This window comes from Vibrio sp. N418 (genome assembly GCF_000222565.1).
Lineage (GTDB): Bacteria > Pseudomonadota > Gammaproteobacteria > Enterobacterales > Vibrionaceae > Vibrio > Vibrio scophthalmi.
Genome location: NZ_AFWD01000016.1, coordinates 144631 through 161516, shown reverse-complemented (window position 1 = coordinate 161516; position 16886 = coordinate 144631). Strand labels below are relative to the sequence as shown.

The window sequence follows — 16886 nt, the reverse complement described above, 5'->3', positions numbered from 1 at the left end:
CTCGTTAGTCGAACAATTTCCGATGCACGCGATTCCATCCGATACCGTAGAAGCGTTAAATCAAGCGGGGCTGCTTGAGCACCCCAACTATCGCGAATCATTTGGTACACGATTATTGCATCAAGCGAATGAAATTGATCCTGAACTCTTTGATGCTGCGGTTGCCGCCAAGCAAGGGGATTATCCTTCTGGCGATGAATACAGTGACACCGAACGTGCGGCGATTTTAGAGTTCTCTTACGAGTGGCTTAACTTTGAGCTATACGACTTGGGCTTAGAACGCGACCCAACCGCAAAGCGTTTAACCGAACTACTTTATCAACGCAGCCGAATTAAAGTCGATTCTCCGTTTTCACAAGCGCCGACACCGGAAATTTCACCAGAAAAAGGCCATGCCTCTGCTCGTAGCGGGTTAAGTTACCAATATAGTGACCACTATGGTCAACAAGCCACGTTAGAGTGGCGTGTTGCTTACCACGATTTATTGGATTCACAGCAAGGCTTTATTCCAGGAGCAAAAATCAGCTTCTTAGATACACAAGTCAGTGTCGATGAACAAGGCACTTCGCGCTTCGATCGTTTCTATCTCATCGATGCAATGGCTCTGGCGCCAAGCAATCGCATCTTTGATAGTTTGGCATGGAATGCGCGGATCGGTTATGACCGAATGCCAAACGACGGCAAGCTAGAAGGTCGCTGGTTCGGCCAAGGTGGTTACGGCAAAGCATGGGGCGATGCAAAAACGCTGCATTTTTACAGTTTACTGTCTGCTGAGATAAGTGGAGGTCAACTAACCGATTATGAGGCCACTTTCGGCGCCGGCATCGAAGCGGGTTTGATTTACCAACTCGCAGACCAACACCGGATTGGTCTAGAAGGCCAATTCCTTGCTCTGATAGATAGCGATGCCGATCAAAATGCCAAAGCAACCGCCAGTTGGCATTGGCAACTTAGTCGCAATACCGCATTGCGCAGCCAAGTGAGCTATTTTAATTGGGGAGAAGAAGAGTTAAGTGGCAAACTCACTGCCTATCTGTACTTCTAACCGAACCTGAGCGACCGACAAAGAGGGATACGTATTCGTATCCCTCTCCTTTTCTACTTCATTTTCATTCAACAATTCCAGCCACCAGCCGCTTTAACTTTGCGTCAGCTCGTCGACTCGTAATACAATCCCTAATCACTCCGCGACTATGCATCTATAATTCGCTCGCCATTGATAGGAATACATCGTTGACGATTCAACAAGGTTTTTTACTTACGCGCCAAGCTCGCGACCTCAATAACAGCACGCAAATTGAGCTCTGGCTGGCGACAGACCAAGGCCCCTATCAGCTGTTGGTTGATGGTGAGCGTCCAGTATTTTTCCTTGAACTGCAACAGCAAGCTGGTGCGATGCAAATTGCTGCGCAGCTCAATATTGCTTGTGAAATTAAACCACTACCACTGAAACATTTTAATCAAGCAGCGTTATGCGCTTGTTACTGCGATACCATTAAGGCTGCTCGTCAACTAGCTGAGAGCCTAAAACAACATGACATCACGGTTTATGAGGATGATATTCGTCTTGCTGACCGATTCTTGATGGAGCGTTTTATTCAAGGTGCGATTGAGTTCACTGGCTCTCAATCACAGCGTAAAGACCACACAAAAGTCACGCAGGCTAAATGCCGCAAAGCCTCTTACCAGCCTAATTTGAACGTCGTCTCATTGGATATCGAATGCTCTGAAAAAGGGGTGTTGTATTCGATCGGCTTAGCCAGTCCGATGGATAGCCGCGTGATCATGGTTGGAGAGTCGCAAGAATGTGATACGCCAATGCAGTGGGTCAGTAATGAAAAAGCGCTGCTCGAAGCTTTAATCGCGTGGTTTGCGGAATTTGACCCTGACGTGATTATTGGTTGGAACGTGATTGATTTTGACTTTCGATTGCTGCACAAACGCGCGGAATGGCACAATGTGAAACTCGCACTTGGACGGGCTAATCAAGCTAGCTTTTTTAGAAGCTCAAATACCACCCAGCAAGGTTTTATTTCTATTCCAGGTCGCGTCGTAATGGATGGCATTGATACACTCAAAACCGCCACTTATCACTTTCGTCGCTGGTCGTTGGAGTCTGTCTCTCAAGAGCTATTGGGCGAAGGAAAGCAGATTCACAACGTACACGATCGTATGGCTGAAATTAACCACATGTATCGTTATGATAAGCCCTCTCTGGCCCGTTACAACCTACAAGATTGCGTTCTCGTTAATAAGATATTTGAGCAGACACATTTACTCGAGTTTGCTATTGAACGTAGCAAACTGACTGGAGTGGAATTGGATCGAATTGGCGGCTCCGTTGCCGCCTTTACCAACCTCTATTTACCACAACTTCACCGCGCCGGTTATGTGGCGCCCAACTTGCAGCCGGAAAACTGGCTCGCGAGTCCCGGCGGTTACGTGATGGACTCGCTTCCTAATCTCTATGATTCGGTCCTAGTGTTGGACTTTAAAAGCCTCTACCCCTCGATTATTCGTTCCTTTTTGATCGATCCTTTAGGGCTGATAGAAGGACTCAAACTTGAATTAGGTAACGAAGCTAATCAAGCAGTCGCCGGCTTTCGCGGCGGTCAGTTCCATCGTAGCGCCCATTTTCTACCTAAGATGATCGAAAATTTGTGGGCAGCGCGCGATGAAGCCAAACGCAATAATGAAAAAGCCTTTTCGCAGGCAATCAAAATCATCATGAACTCTTTTTACGGTGTATTAGGTTCATCTGGTTGCCGTTTCTTTGATACTCGCCTTGCCTCAAGCATTACTATGCGTGGGCATGAGATCATGATACAGACCAAAAAACTGATTGAAGCCGAAGGTTATCAGGTGATCTATGGCGACACTGATTCAACCTTTGTCTCCCTCAATAGCCAAGTTTCACAAGCACAAGCCGATCTGATTGGACAATCGTTAGTCGAGCATATCAACCAATGGTGGACGCAGCATCTCAAGCAAGAATACAACCTCAACTCTATTCTTGAGATTGAGTATGAAACTCACTATAAAAAATTCTTGATGCCGACCATTCGTGGCCAAGAGACTGGGTCGAAGAAGCGTTATGCCGGATTAATTGGCGAAGGTGAAAAAGAAAAGATCATTTTTAAAGGTCTCGAAAGTGCGAGAACCGATTGGACGCCGCTATCACAATCTTTCCAACAACAGCTCTATCAGATGATTTTCCACGGTGAAGACCCATCCGATTATGTGCGCCAGTTTGTCGAGGATACCTTAGCGGGACGCTACGATGAGCGCTTGGTTTACCAAAAAAGATTACGTCGCAAATTAAGCGATTATCAGAAAAATGTGCCGCCACAAGTAAGAGCGGCGCGTATGGCTGATAATATCAATGAAAAGCTAGGCCGCGCATTACAATACCAAAATCGCGGCCAAATCGAATATCTGATGACCATCAATGGCCCAGAGCCAAAAGATTATCTCAGCAGTGCGATTGACTATCAGCACTATATCGACAAACAGTTAAAACCGGTCGCAGAAGCCATTTTGCCGTTTATCGGTCTCGACTTCAAAACCCTCAGTGAGCCGCAGTTAGGACTCTTCTAGCTCGCTAAGTACACGGTTACGATCCACCACATAGTGGCGCAACGCAGCTAAAGGAATCGACTTACTGTAAAACCAACCTTGAATCGATAGATGATTGCGCAATGGGATGCGTTCAAGTTGGCTTTCAGTCTCCACCCCTTCAACCACCACGGCTAAATCAAGGTCTTGAGCAACACTAATCAAGCCATTAAAGACCTTCTGCCCTTTAATGTTTTCAATCGTTTGCACGAAGCTACGGTCAATCTTTATTGCATCAATATCGAACATAGTGAGATAGCTTAGTGATGAGAAACCGGAACCAAAGTCATCAATATAAACTTTCGCCCCAACACTGTGTAGGGCGTGCAGTGAAGCGGAGACAAGATCCTTATCTAATAGTAGAGATTGCTCAGTGATCTCAACATGAACATATTCTCCTACTCTGCTGATATAGGAGGTTAACTGCGTCATGAGCTCAGTATCAATAATCGTTTCTGGCGTTAAGTTAACACTGGTCGGAACCGCCCACCCTTCAGCAATCGCAATCTTCAAGTCATGCACAACCTGAATCACCGCCCAGCGGTCAATGTCTTTCATCAACCCCGCTTGTTCGAAAGCAGGCAGAAATGCGCCCGGATATTCAATATTGCCTCGTTTATCCATTGCGCGAATCAGAGCTTCACTGCCAATCACTTGCCCCGTAACTCGACAAATTTGAGGTTGGTACTCCATACAAAATTCTTTTTCCGTAAACGTGTGCAGTTTGCGCTCCAGATCTTGCTGACGTTTATGAGCATTAACCAACTGAGTAACACGATCATCACTTAGGGTATGCGCTTCTTCTGCTCTTCTCGAATAAGTGGTATCAAGCGAGGAGAACTGGATGGTTTTTTCACCCATCGTTTTGTTTAGCATTAAAACAAAAGGTGCGTAAATCAAACCTGATACACCAATATTGAATAACTGCAATAAGCTGGCGTTGATATCGCCTTGTGTCACAATCCAAGCATTAAAAAAGACAGGACTGCTAAAAGGCATTCCCGTCACCGGAGCGCTCACTAATCCAAAACTGACCGCAAAATAAGCCACGATAGTATTGGCAACAGGGGCAAGTAAAAAAGGTAAAAACAATCTCGGATTAAAGATGATGGGTAAGCCGAACAACAGTACTTCATTGATGTTCAATAACCCCAATGGCAAACTCGCCAAGGCAATCAGTCGGTAAGCGCGATTGGTGCTTAATAGCAGTAGTGCGCACGTCAGACCTAAGGTGGCCCCCGCGCCGCCAACAAACGTAAATACAGCAAGGAACGAATGGTTAACGAAATGGTCAGTGACACCATAAGTCAGCATGTCATTTTGCGCGACATCAACAGCGCCTTGTAATACATCAACCCATGGCAATAAACCGTAGTATCCGTGTACACCAAGAAACCACAGGAACGAGTTCACCATGGCAAAAATCGCACCAAATTCTAATGGTGAATCACTGTATTGAATATCAAAAATAGATAAAACGCTGCTCGCTTCAATGATAAAGATTATTGAAGCATTAATCGCCAGCACACAAATACCCGCCAATACACAAGGCAAGATTAAGTTGAGTGATTCTTTTACAATCCGGCCAAGATGGTTGTTACGAACAAACTTCATCCAGCGCAGTTTATAGAGGTAGGAAATCAAAGGAACGGCATAGAGAGGCGTGATCATCGAAATGATCAATTCGAAGACAACGGTACTGCCAGTATAGCTAAATAATTGATTAAAAAGAGACAAATAAACAATCAGCACCAGCGCAATTGGAGGTCTTGGCAAACGCCAACGCATGGCCAAGATATACGCTAAAGCGGCAGTAAGTAGAATGGGGAAAAGGTCGTTAACGAAATAGTAGAGTTTAAACAGGGTGACGACCCATTGCTCATCTTTACCGAACAAAAATTCGCCAAGAGAAGCAACAAATAAGATCAATGAAATGATCATCAAACAAGGCAGTATCCACAGCAAGCCTTCGCGAACCGCCTGCAACTGCTCCGCAATGATCTTTTTCACTCTCATCAAACTCTGCGTAACGACAATTGACAATCTAATAGCCCCAATTTAACGTTTTATTATCTTCAATATAATAAAACAAACAATTACTTAGGGCTGTGAGGTCAATCACCTAACACGGTGCAGATAAAATCACCTAGTTGATATATACATCCGTTGTGTAAATATTTGTGACGCATTTCAATAGGTGCAAAAACCCATAGAGACAGCAAAAATACTTCGGTGACCTAGCCGATTCTAAATTCCGTTTTCTTATATTGCTTCACCAACCACTCGCCATATGAGTCCAATATTCCAAGCACAGAACGTTTTGCTACCACTCGGTTTGATAGCAAGATCACCAAGCGTTCAATTTCAACTTGGAAGCTTGGGTAGTAGCGAAGAAAATGCTTACCACAGGCCACAGGATCATCATGCCAACCCTTCGCGCGTGGGATCACCAGCGAATAACTCGCTCTGAGCAGTTTTTTAGCGATGATTTGCTGTGCTTTAAGTTGCTCAGCATCCTCTTTTGCACGCACAATTCGATTGCGATAGACCGACAACCAATCTTCCACATCCATATTCCAATGCTTAGCGATCTCCCAGCTTGGTTCATAATCGCCAAAGCACTCCGATAGATCTTCACCATGCACACAAACCGCGCAATGGCGTAATAAAAACCCCCATGAGAAAATGCTATCTAATGAGGCGATATCACTGACCAATGCGGTTTTGAAGGCCACTTCGGTTATATGTGGGTGTGACTTTTGAAAATGCCAACGCACCGTATTAAACACCGTACTGCGTTTATCAGCAAAGCTCTGCTGAGTAACGACAATAACGTCCAGATTGGAACGCTGTGGCACGGCAGTTTTACGCGCGACACTGCCAAAAACATAAACACTGTGCAGGTTATCACCCAAGCCCGAGCGTAAGAAACGCACCAAATCTTGGATCGCTTGACTATACTCAGCTTGAAACGGCAAGGCTGGATTAATTGTGGCTAAAATCATCAAAGAATCGTGGAATATGACAGATTATGGGACATGTTCTCTTAGTGTCGCTTTTCGATCAAGATAATCACGCTGAGAATCGCAGAAAACTCGCGATATCAGTGCGAGTTCAAATAGCATCTTCCAATTAGTTGGGTATATAATGCCGCCCTTACAACTCATATGAAGGAAATTGTTCATGCCTAAGGCGAGTGAGCTAAAGAAAGGTTTTGCGATTGAATCAAACGGCAAAATCCTACTGATTAAAGACATCGAAGTGACGACTCCTGGCGGTCGTGGCGGCGCAAAAATTTACAAATTGCGTTGTGTTGACCTAAACACTGGTGCACGTGCTGACGAGCGTTATAAGTCTGACGACGTAGTAGAAACTGTTGACATGTTCAAACGTCAAGTTGCTTTCTCGTATGTTGACGGTAATGAGTATATTTTCATGGACAATGAAGATTACACTCAATTTACTTTTAAGAAAGAAGAGATCGAAGAAGAGCTTCTTTTCATTACTGAAGAAATTAAAGGTCTTCAGGTTGTTCTGGTTAACGGCACAGCTGTTGCGCTAGAACTTCCAGCAACTGTTGAGCTTGTTATCGAAGAAACCGACCCTTCAATCAAGGGCGCTTCTGCGGCTTCTCGTACCAAGCCAGCTCGTTTTGCAACAGGCCTAACAGTGCAAGTACCAGAGTACATCGCAAATGGTGATCGCTTGATCATCAATACTGCTGAACGCAAGTACATGAGCCGCGCATAATTATGGCTGAACTCATTTCTTACGACGATGCAATCGACACCGCTTACGATATCTTTCTTGAGATGGCACCTGACAATCTGGAAGCTGTTGATGTGATTCTATTCACTGCTCAGTTTGAAGATCGTGGCGCAGCAGAATTGGTTGAGACCGGTGATGATTGGGCTCAACATGTCGGCTTTGATGTTGATAAAGAAATCTATGCGGAAGTACGTATCGGTTTGGTCAACGAAGAAAATGATGTGTTAGACGATGTTTTTGCTCGCCTATTGGTAAGCAGAGATCCTGAGCATAAGTTCTGCCATATTCTATGGAAGCGTGACTGATTAACCTCTCGTTATACAGTGACATCCGTATAAACAAAAACACCCAAGCTTAAGCTTGGGTGTTTTTTTATTATCGCGTATAAGAGAACTCCTCTCTTTCCACAATAATAAAACGACTTCAATCCATCGATAACGTGTTAACTGTCGCCCTTGATAGTCTCGACACGAGCTTTCAATTTTTGACCAGGGCGGAAAGTGACAACACGGCGCGCGCTAATCGGAATATCTTCACCCGTCTTAGGGTTACGTCCAGGACGTTCATTCTTTTCGCGTAGGTCAAAGTTACCAAATCCTGAAAGTTTCACTTGCTCGCCATTTTCGAGTGCTTTGCGAACCTCTTCAAAAAATGCCTCAACCGTTTCCTTGGCATCTCGTTTACTGTATCCAAGCTTTTCAAACAGGTTCTCTGCCAAATCGGCTTTAGTGAGCGCCATAGAATTTTCCTCAAAAGCTGTGTTAAACATCACTGTCGCTAGACAGCGCCAAAGCATTTCGCCTCGTCAATCAATAACATAGAGACATTACTTGGAAAGTGTATGCCAAGCTTCTGATTTTCGCCAACATTTTTATAGCAAGTTAACACTTTCCTCATAATTATCAGCGAGATAAACGTATCAAACATGGCGTTAATGTGATATTTAAAATTTAAATATCACATTAAATCAGAACTAAACTCCATATATATGCCAATTATGAGAATTAACAACTAATTGAGTCTATTTGATTTTTTTTGGATAATACGACTAAACTCATAAAAATCAGTTGCTTATAGCAAGCACTGCAACAAAAAAACCTTACATTGGTTGTTCTAATACAATCAACAACGAAAATTAACCTAATTCTAACAGATGAAATCGCGGCGGAATTCAATGCAAAAGCAACTTGATGCACATTAATTCACGAACTTTCGAAATATTTGTGATCAATCACTCGCGTGAACAAGCGGCCATCTATTTACAATATGCGAGCATCTGTGGGTTAATGACAAAGAAACGGCAACTTAAATAATAATGTTGGCTTAGATGAACAGTGATGTACCCGTCACTATATGGATGGGAAGCAGTTTGCTCCAATTTACTTTGTGGCTAAGAACCTTATGGTTCGCAAGCTTACGGCTACATTTTAACGGATGCTCAAATGTTTGAGCCTTTTGTGCACCCCATTTTATTGTTGCTGCTCGGTGTCGCGTCTCTGGTATTAGGCTGGACGGTTTATTTCGTTTACTCACTAAGGATATCTGGCGGCACGTTCGAACGAAAGATCAGTATTCCCTATCTGTTCTATTCGCTTTCTGTCTTTGCTTGGATCTTAAGCAATGCGTTTTTCTATTCTCCTTTGCTACTCCAAGTAGATAATGACGCCGTTGTCTTTATGGCATTATTCGCTAATCTCGCCTCGTCTTCTGCGTTCGCTTTTGCCTATCTCGTTACTCGCCAACTCGTCAGTGATATTGATTCCACACTCTCTAGATATTTGCAGAATGCACTTTTCATCGTGCTTATTTCGGCGGCTATTTATTGGAATCATCGTGCAGGCAGTACTGTCGAGGGGGTCTCTGTTTATGCGATCGGCCGATTTAACATTCAGCTTGGCGACCAAGCTACAACATTCTTTCTCTCTGCCATGGCTCTCATTGTTCTGTCGTTTCGTAATATTTTGCTTTATTCACGACACGCAAGGCCGCTACAACACATTAAGTCACTCTATATGTTGTTTGGCATCAGTGTATTTATGGTTTCAACCATTGTCATTCACGCTTTTATCCCACTCATTTGGGAGAGTTTCACCCTGTCATGGTTACCGCCAGCACTCGCTGTGACTGAAATGCTGCTGATGGGGTATGCACTTGTCACCTCGCGCTTCTACAGTAATCGGCACATTCTGTTTTCATTGTTATCCGTGCTGCTAGCCTGTATCACGGTCGCTCTGCCACTGGTGCTGCTGATTAATTCTATTTCACTCTACGATGCGGCAATCATCGTGACCCTATCTTGCCTAATGACAGGGCTTGCGTGGCGAGTTATTTTTCGTGCCACCACTCACCTCGCCAGTCAACTTGTGTATGGGCAAGCACTCTCTCCGACACAAAAACTCAATGCGCTGACCCGTGAGTTCCAAAAATCGACCCACTCTGCGATCAGTCAAATTGCACAAACACTTGATATTGACCAACACGATCTGCAATTGGTCTACAACTTACAAGATGAAAAGACATATACCTCACAACTGTACAATCAAAACAGTGTGATCATTTTTGAAGAAATTGAGGAACAGGTACTCACTCATTCCAGTGTCAGTTCCGTCTTAAAGCAGCTGTACGTAAAAATGAAGCGAGAGAGTGTTGCGCTCGTTTTGCCCATCTTTGATCACGAAGATCAAATGAGTCACTTACTGATTGCCCGCCAAAAGCGCAGTGGACACCTTTACTTCTGTGAGGAAATACATGCCTTGCAGTATGTCTTGAAGAAAGCGCAAGGGTATATTAATGCCGACAAAAAAGTGCATCAGGCGCAAGCATTGGCTAATTCAATCGCCCATGAAATGCGCAACCCGTTAGCGCAAGTTCAACTGCAGTTTGAACAACTCAATAACAAGCTGAAAATTAACGCACCAAAGATAGAGTTAGAGCAAGAACTTATCAAAGGTAAGGTAGCAATTGAGCGTGGCCGTCAGTTAATTGATATTATTCTTCGCGAAGTCAACGATGCGTCTCTTGAACAAGAGCCTGCCGTACAGACGTCAATTAAGCAGGCTATCGAACAAGCGGTTGAACGTTATGCTTTTGAATCTGACGAAATGCGTCAACGCCTGCACATCAGCATTGAGCAAGATTTTCATGCAAAAATCAACGACACCCTCTTTAACTTTGTGATATTCAATTTATTACGTAATGCCAGTTATTACTTCGATTCTTATCCACAAAGCCATATCGACATTCGAACCATTGTGGGGAAATATGAACACTTTGTGGTGGTACGAGATACCGGCCCTGGCATTCCTAAAAATCTCCAAGCACGTATTTTTGACGACTTCTATTCACACAATAAAAGTGGCGGAAGTGGCTTAGGCTTAGGCTACTGTCGACGCGTCATGAAAGCGTTTGGTGGTTCAATTCAATGTTATTCTAAACTCGGTCATTTCACCGAATTCCATCTGTCATTTCCTGTCGATTCACTGGTGAGCCCTGCGAACTCACCGGTAATAACAGAAGAAAACACCGCATTTATACCGATTGATATCGCGAAGCAAAATGATAACGCCGACAATGGATACACAATTTTGGTGGTTGATGACAAAGAAGTGCAACGTCAATTAGTAAAACTGCTACTTAATCAACTCGGTTACGATGCTATATTGGCAAACAATGGCCAAGTTGCACTAGAGATAATACAAAGTAATCCTGTTGATTTAGTGTTTATGGACATCCAAATGCCCGTAATGAATGGCTTTGAAGCGGCAACCATCATCAAACAAACCTATCCGCAGATCCCTGTCTATGCCCTTTCCGGTGAGTCGGGTCAGCGAGAATTAGATAAAATCCGTCAAATAATGGATGGCCACTTAACTAAACCGACATCTAAAGAAGCTTTACTCGCGACCATTCAAGGTGAAAAGCAAAAAACACCTGTCGACGCTTAGTGCAACATTATTCTCATTTTGCCTCTTTTATTGACGAGTAAATCCCAAGATCTTGGTTCAATTTAAGCGATTCATCCCCCAACGTCCTAATTACTCATTTCGGTTTATCATCCCAACGCTATCTATGTTGGCATCCAATATGCTTGTTGATCTGGTATCGAACTTCGCGATAAAACTCGCAGTACCCTATTGGAGAAATGTTATGGAGATGAAGCGCCACACCTACTATCACTTGATTCATCATGGCATTAAATGCTTGCTCGTGGATAGAATTGGCCACTTTACTGAGCCTGAATATCACCAATACCTTAATGTCATGACAGGAAAGTCAAGTTGCTTTTCAATGAGTAATGAGGAGCTTATCGGCACTGTCAATGCCTTACGTGATGAGGGATACCTGGAAGAATTAAAGACAACGATTCCCCACTAACACAACTGACCACAAGAGTGTCGTTTCGATTACACACGAACGGGTTGGTGTTCCTAGGTGAATTGGGTAGACTGAGAGCATTCCGATACTGATTCGATAGCTGCAGAACCTCACAATGAAACAATTGATCGATTTTATCCCTCTCATCATCTTTTTCGCCTTGTACAAGATGTATGATATTTACATCGCCACTGGCGCTCTTATCGTCGCAAGTGCCATTCAGATCATACTGACTTTTGCCTTATACAAAAAAGTCGAAAAGATGCAGCTGATTACCTTTTTAATCGTCGCAATTTTTGGTGGTATGACGATCGTTCTTCATGATGATAACTTCATAAAATGGAAAGTGACCATCGTCTACGCTATGTTTGCCGTTGGTTTGACGATTAGCCATCTAATGGGCAAGTCAGCCATTAAAGGGATGCTTGGTAAAGAAATTACCTTACCTGAACAAGTTTGGGCGAAAATCACTTGGGCGTGGGTCATCTTTTTCCTCATCTGCTCAGGATTAAACCTTTATGTCGCATTTAAATTACCCCTTGATGTATGGGTAAACTTTAAAGTCTTCGGCTTGCTAATCGCAACATTCGGCTTTACCCTGCTCTCCGGTGTATACATCTACAAGCACATGCCAAAAGAAAAAGAAGAGCACAGCGAGTAGCTTTGGTGCTTGGGCTGCGCTATATAGCTAATGACCTTCATTAGCCAAAGCAGTATAATAGTTGAATAAGCGACCATTGTTAGGTCGCTTTTTAGTAGATAACGCCGATTAATTTCAGTTCACTTAGCCGAACTGACGTCATTATGTTGTGGATGTCAAAATGAGTCAGGAAAACAGTTCACCAAGGGGGCAACTCCTTCTTCGTACTTTAGCCATGCCAGCGGATACAAATGCCAACGGTGATATCTTTGGTGGTTGGATCATGTCACAACTCGATTTAGCGGGCGGCATTTTAGCCAAAGAAATTTCTGGGGGTCGTATCGTAACCGTTTCAGTTTCGAGCATTACCTTTAAGAAACCGGTTCGAGTGGGCGATGTGGTGTGCTGCTATGGTGAATGTACCAAAATTGGTCGTACCTCAATGAGCATCGATCTTGAAGTGTGGGTCAAACCCGTCAAAGAGCATGGCATTGAAGATCGTTTTATGGTGTGTGATGCCACCTTTAACTACGTTGCGATTGACTCATCAGGCAAGCCACGCGCTATCGTTGTATAGCGAGTACGTTAAACATAACGAATTAGATTCACATTTTCCCTATGCGTTACTTTAAATTTTCCATCCCTCGCGTAGAGTTGCAATTTATCCCATCAGCTGACAAGGACACCATATGTGGTATGTAATTTTCTCTCAAGACGTAGAGAATTCACTTGAAAAAAGAATGAGCGTTCGCCCTGCACACTTAGAACGTTTACAACAGCTTCAAGATGAAGGTCGCTTGTTAACCGCAGGCCCAATGCCAGCTATTGACTCAGATAACCCAGGCGAAGCGGGATTCACAGGCTCAACGGTAATCGCTCAATTTAACTCGCTGCAAGACGCGCAAGATTGGGCAGATAATGACCCATACATTGCCGCTGGCGTTTATCAATCGGTTATCGTGAAACCATTTAAGAAAGTATTTTGATCATGAGAGCACGTTTGGCTTCAGCGTTACTGCTTGCCAGTTTTTTAATGGGGTGCGCCTCTGATGGAAATCAACAGCGCCAATTAGAATTGCTTGCGTCTAACCGTGCCAGTCTATTAGCTGCTGAACTGCCCTTAGAAGCGGGCCCTCTGTCGATCATGCGTGCATCGTCAAAAGGAACGACGATTGAAATCATGATGGTGTACAACCAAGAGCAGCAAGGTGCGAAACCATTGCAACAAGTGTTGACTACCAGCATTACTCGTTACTGTACCAACAAAGACACCAAGGCCAATTTGGATGCTGGATTAAGCTACCGAATTAAAATGCGCAATAGCCGTGGTCAATTGATGGCTGACGAATTTGTATCACAAGAGACGTGCACGACAAAATAAGCGATTAAGCGGTAACGCAAACAACTTATCGTGAACCACTAAAGAAAAAGCCTGCGACACTTCATTGTGCGGCAGGCTTTTTTGTTCGCGCTCAACCAAACGCCACCACCATCAGCGCTAAGCCAATAAATATACACAAAGTAAATTTCAGTAACGCACCTAGCTGACGACTTCCGCCGTTCGGCGCTTTATTACAACATGACATATATCTTTCTCGACTGAAGTTTTCACTCTCAGGTTAAGCCCTACCCTTACGGTAAGGTCAATATGAATATTTTATTGCAGATACCTTACAATGAAAGTTGGTTAAATATATGGCTATTCATACCTTTAACTACTCATTCACTCCAATTACAAGCATAAATAAAGCTTAGTAATAGAAAAATTATCTAAAAGTGCATTGACGCTCGAGGATTGGAGTTCTAACTTTTTTAAAGGCAGAACAACAGAGGATCCCGTTATGAAACGTGCTAGCAATACTTACCGTCTTCAACTTATCAAGGAAGTCGCGACGAGGCAGCATCGACTGAAAAGCGGTGATCCCATGGCGGAATATGTACAACATCTAATTGATGATGAGCCAGAGTTCGATAAAAACTACGAAGCAAACCATCGTTTTTCAGGATGCCACTTTGATGACCATGCTGGCGGCTGGGTGAGTGATAAATGGGGAATGAAATAACTAAGCGAGAAAAAGCGGATGAGTCGAAATGAATAGCTTAAACCATAGCAAAAGATCTCGTTCATTTAATCGAACAAGTCGCTTTGTGAATTGATCACCTCTTCGCTTTCATTGTTAGGCTGCGCGCCATTGTCGCGCAGTTTTTTACGCCGATAACGTTGGCGACACAGCTTAATCACATGCAACTGCTGCGCAGAGGTCATTGATAGCCAATTAAAGCGTTCTTCACGCTTACGCATGCAACCTTTGCAATAGCCTTTTTCGTCAACCGAGCAGACCCCAACGCAGGGACTTTGGATAGAAAAGAACTCTAACTGCTCCATACTCCCTCCATAAGTAGGTGAATTACAAAATAAAACATCAAACTATGACCAAAAGCTAACACAAACTTTGATGCATCACTTATAATTATGACCATTGAAGCTTTAATCAAGTATACATGCGTATACCTTATTGTTTTTTGGAGTTTATATCTATGAAGCTTAGTTCAAAAAAGCTACTTGCAGCACTTTCTCTTCCTATGCTGATGACTGCGTGTGCAAGCAATGGTGATGATGTGAAAGAAATCACAGCAGCCGATCTACAACACCACAACTGGTCTCTAATCAGTGTTGATGGTAAAGCAGTAACTGCAGAAGAAGGCCAAGCTCTGCCAAATCTAGAAGTCGGCGAAAAAATGACGGCAAATGGTAATGCAGGCTGCAACAACTTCTTTGGTCAAGCAGAACTGAAAAACAATCAATTCCGCATTGAAAAAATGGCACTAACCATGAAAATGTGTATGGGTGAGTCAATGGATGTTGAACAAGCATTCTCACAAACGCTTTCAGATTGGAGTGACATGACACTGACTAAAGATGGTCTAGTGTTAAAGAACGATGCGCACACGCTAACGTTCAAACTAAGTGATTGGAAATAATCTCCCCTCACTTAGCTTTGCAATATTCTAGCAGCCTTTATTGGCTGCTTTTTGTTCTCTTGAAACAGCGCATTTCTCTATTCTGCCTAGCCAAGCTCTGCGATTCCCTCTCGCTTAGATAGTCGTTTATTCGAACCCGATTGCCTTGAGCCCCTCAACGCTGGAGAATAATTTGGCCGAACACTTATCAAAATGCACACTTCCCATACAATTAGCTAACAATATTGCCAAATACCTAAAAAAATTCATCTTTTTTACGTCATAATGAATGAAATTGGTCTCAGATCCGGTCTAGCACAACAGACCCATTGATTAATGAAGCCCCATACATAACGATAGGAACTATTATGACAAGGCTGTTAACTTTTATTTTGACACTTTTTATTAGCTTTTCTTCCACTGCTGCGGATAAATGGCAAGAAACCATGACCCAAGCGCGAGGCCAAACGGTCTACTTTCATGCTTGGGGCGGAAGCCAAGAAATCAACAACTACCTACGCTGGGCCGCTCAACAGGTTCAACAACAGTACGGTGTCACTCTCAAACATGTAAAAGTCACCGACATAGCGGAAACCACATCTCGATTACTGGCTGAAAAAGCAGCGGGTAAAAATGAAGGCGGGAGTGTCGATATGGTTTGGATTAATGGTGAAAACTTCAAATCAATGAAAAATCATAATTTGTTGTTTGGTCCTTTTGTTGATGCCCTGCCAAGTTGGCAAATGGTCGACAAATCGCTGCCTGTCGACAGCGATTTTTCAGAACCGACGCTTGGTTTAGAAGCTCCTTGGGGGGTAGGACAGTTAGTCTTTATTCACGATAGTGAACGTCTTAATAACCCACCACAGTCTTTTGCCGAATTACTCAGCTACGCACAAGCTTTTCCTAATAAAATCACCTACCCTCGCCCACCAGAGTTTCACGGTACAAGCTTCTTAAAGGCATTATTGATTGAGCTAACAGCCAACGATACGGCGTTGAGTCAACCCGTTACGCAAGTCGATTTCAACACCGTTACCCAGCCGTTATGGCAGTATCTAGACGCGTTGCATGCGGTTGCGTGGCGACAAGGGAAGCAATTCCCAGCAAGCTCCTCAGAAATGACGCAGCTTCTCGACGATGGCCAAATCGATCTTGCTATTACGTTTAATCCCAACGCCGTTTTCTCAGCACAAGCCACCGGGAAGCTTGCAGATACCACCAAAGCCTATGCAATGGAAGCGGGCGCATTATCAAATATCCACTTTTTAGCAATTCCTTGGAATGCAAACTCCCCTCAAGGAGCACAAGTGGTGATCAACTTCCTTCTTAGTCCTGAAGCACAGTCACGCAAAGGCGATTTAAATATATGGGGTGATCCCTCTGTACTACAAAATCAGCACTTACAAGGTTCAGCAAAACAGACCAAGTTATTCCCTTCTGTGGAAGAACCGCACCCTAGTTGGCAAATCGCTCTCGAAAAAGAGTGGCAAAAACGCTACGGCAACTAATTTTAGCCAGTAGTTTT

General features: G+C 43.7%; 16 protein-coding genes and 1 pseudogene. 13 read left to right on the top strand and 4 right to left on the bottom strand.

The window, feature by feature from the left end; translation table 11 throughout:
• Together RH86_RS03050 and RH86_RS03045 are read left to right on the top strand one after the other, a co-directional pair.
• Nucleotides 1-1045, top strand: a pseudogene (locus RH86_RS03050) (hypothetical protein); the annotation flags it as partial.
• Nucleotides 1046-1233: 188 nt separating this feature from the next.
• A complete protein-coding gene (locus RH86_RS03045) occupies nt 1234-3597 on the top strand; it encodes a DNA polymerase II (RefSeq protein ID WP_009384905.1) in 2364 nt (787 codons plus the stop codon).
• On the opposite strand, the gene RH86_RS03040 is transcribed toward RH86_RS03045, so the two are convergent.
• Nucleotides 3583-5631, bottom strand: coding sequence for an EAL domain-containing protein (locus RH86_RS03040; RefSeq protein ID WP_009384903.1), 2049 nt, complete (start codon nt 5629-5631; stop codon nt 3583-3585). The two genes, RH86_RS03045 and RH86_RS03040, sit on opposite strands and share 15 nt — an antisense overlap.
• Nucleotides 5632-5852: 221 nt before the next feature.
• Nucleotides 5853-6620: a nucleotidyltransferase domain-containing protein gene (locus tag RH86_RS03035; protein ID WP_005599663.1), complete on the bottom strand. Its 768-nt coding sequence runs from the start codon at nt 6618-6620 to the stop codon at nt 5853-5855.
• 178 nt (nt 6621-6798) lie between these two features.
• Here RH86_RS03035 and yeiP point away from each other — a divergent pair, with 178 nt between their 5' ends.
• Nucleotides 6799-7365 carry an elongation factor P-like protein YeiP gene (gene yeiP / locus RH86_RS03030; protein ID WP_005599660.1) on the top strand — a complete coding sequence of 189 codons (567 nt, stop codon included), beginning with the start codon at nt 6799-6801 and terminating at the stop codon, nt 7363-7365.
• Nucleotides 7366-7367: 2 nt separating this feature from the next.
• Nucleotides 7368-7688: an HI1450 family dsDNA-mimic protein gene (locus RH86_RS03025; RefSeq protein ID WP_005599658.1), complete on the top strand. Its 321-nt coding sequence runs from the start codon at nt 7368-7370 to the stop codon at nt 7686-7688.
• Nucleotides 7689-7825: 137 nt separating this feature from the next.
• Here RH86_RS03025 and ihfA read toward each other — a convergent pair whose 3' ends face one another.
• Nucleotides 7826-8122 (bottom strand): integration host factor subunit alpha, encoded by a 297-nt coding sequence (gene ihfA / locus RH86_RS03020; RefSeq protein ID WP_005599656.1) that lies wholly within the window; start codon nt 8120-8122, stop codon nt 7826-7828.
• A 703-nt stretch (nt 8123-8825) separates the two neighbouring features.
• On the opposite strand from ihfA, the gene RH86_RS03015 reads away from it, so the two are divergent.
• The 7 genes from RH86_RS03015 (at nt 8826) to RH86_RS02985 (ending at nt 14460) form a co-directional block, all read left to right on the top strand.
• Entirely contained in the window at nt 8826-11327 is a 2502-nt protein-coding gene (locus RH86_RS03015; protein ID WP_009384901.1) for a response regulator, read from the top strand.
• Nucleotides 11328-11529: 202 nt separating this feature from the next.
• A complete protein-coding gene (locus RH86_RS03010) occupies nt 11530-11757 on the top strand; it encodes a hypothetical protein (protein WP_005599652.1) in 228 nt (75 codons plus the stop codon).
• Nucleotides 11758-11872: 115 nt separating this feature from the next.
• Nucleotides 11873-12418, top strand: coding sequence for a septation protein A (locus tag RH86_RS03005; RefSeq protein ID WP_009384899.1), 546 nt, complete (start codon nt 11873-11875; stop codon nt 12416-12418).
• 160 nt (nt 12419-12578) lie between these two features.
• Entirely contained in the window at nt 12579-12974 is a 396-nt protein-coding gene (gene yciA / locus RH86_RS03000) for an acyl-CoA thioester hydrolase YciA (protein ID WP_009384897.1), read from the top strand.
• A 112-nt stretch (nt 12975-13086) separates the two neighbouring features.
• A complete protein-coding gene (locus RH86_RS02995; RefSeq protein ID WP_009384895.1) occupies nt 13087-13383 on the top strand; it encodes a YciI family protein in 297 nt (98 codons plus the stop codon).
• A gap of 2 nt (nt 13384-13385) precedes the next feature.
• On the top strand, nt 13386-13778 hold the full coding sequence (locus RH86_RS02990) for a GspS/AspS pilotin family protein (protein ID WP_009384893.1): 393 nt from the start codon (nt 13386-13388) through the stop codon (nt 13776-13778).
• Nucleotides 13779-14238: 460 nt separating this feature from the next.
• Nucleotides 14239-14460, top strand: a complete 222-nt coding sequence (locus RH86_RS02985) for a hypothetical protein (RefSeq protein WP_005599637.1) — start codon at nt 14239-14241, stop codon at nt 14458-14460.
• Nucleotides 14461-14525: 65 nt separating this feature from the next.
• On the opposite strand, the gene RH86_RS02980 is transcribed toward RH86_RS02985, so the two are convergent.
• Nucleotides 14526-14783: a DUF1289 domain-containing protein gene (locus tag RH86_RS02980; RefSeq protein ID WP_009384890.1), complete on the bottom strand. Its 258-nt coding sequence runs from the start codon at nt 14781-14783 to the stop codon at nt 14526-14528.
• A 152-nt stretch (nt 14784-14935) separates the two neighbouring features.
• Here RH86_RS02980 and RH86_RS02975 point away from each other — a divergent pair, with 152 nt between their 5' ends.
• Both RH86_RS02975 and RH86_RS02970 read left to right on the top strand, forming a co-directional pair.
• Nucleotides 14936-15379, top strand: a complete 444-nt coding sequence (locus RH86_RS02975) for an META domain-containing protein (protein ID WP_005599633.1) — start codon at nt 14936-14938, stop codon at nt 15377-15379.
• Nucleotides 15380-15726: 347 nt separating this feature from the next.
• The gene (locus RH86_RS02970) at nt 15727-16869 is read left to right on the top strand and encodes an ABC transporter substrate-binding protein (RefSeq protein WP_009384888.1); all 1143 of its coding nucleotides are present in this window, start codon (nt 15727-15729) and stop codon (nt 16867-16869) included.
• Nucleotides 16870-16886: the final 17 nt, after the last annotated feature.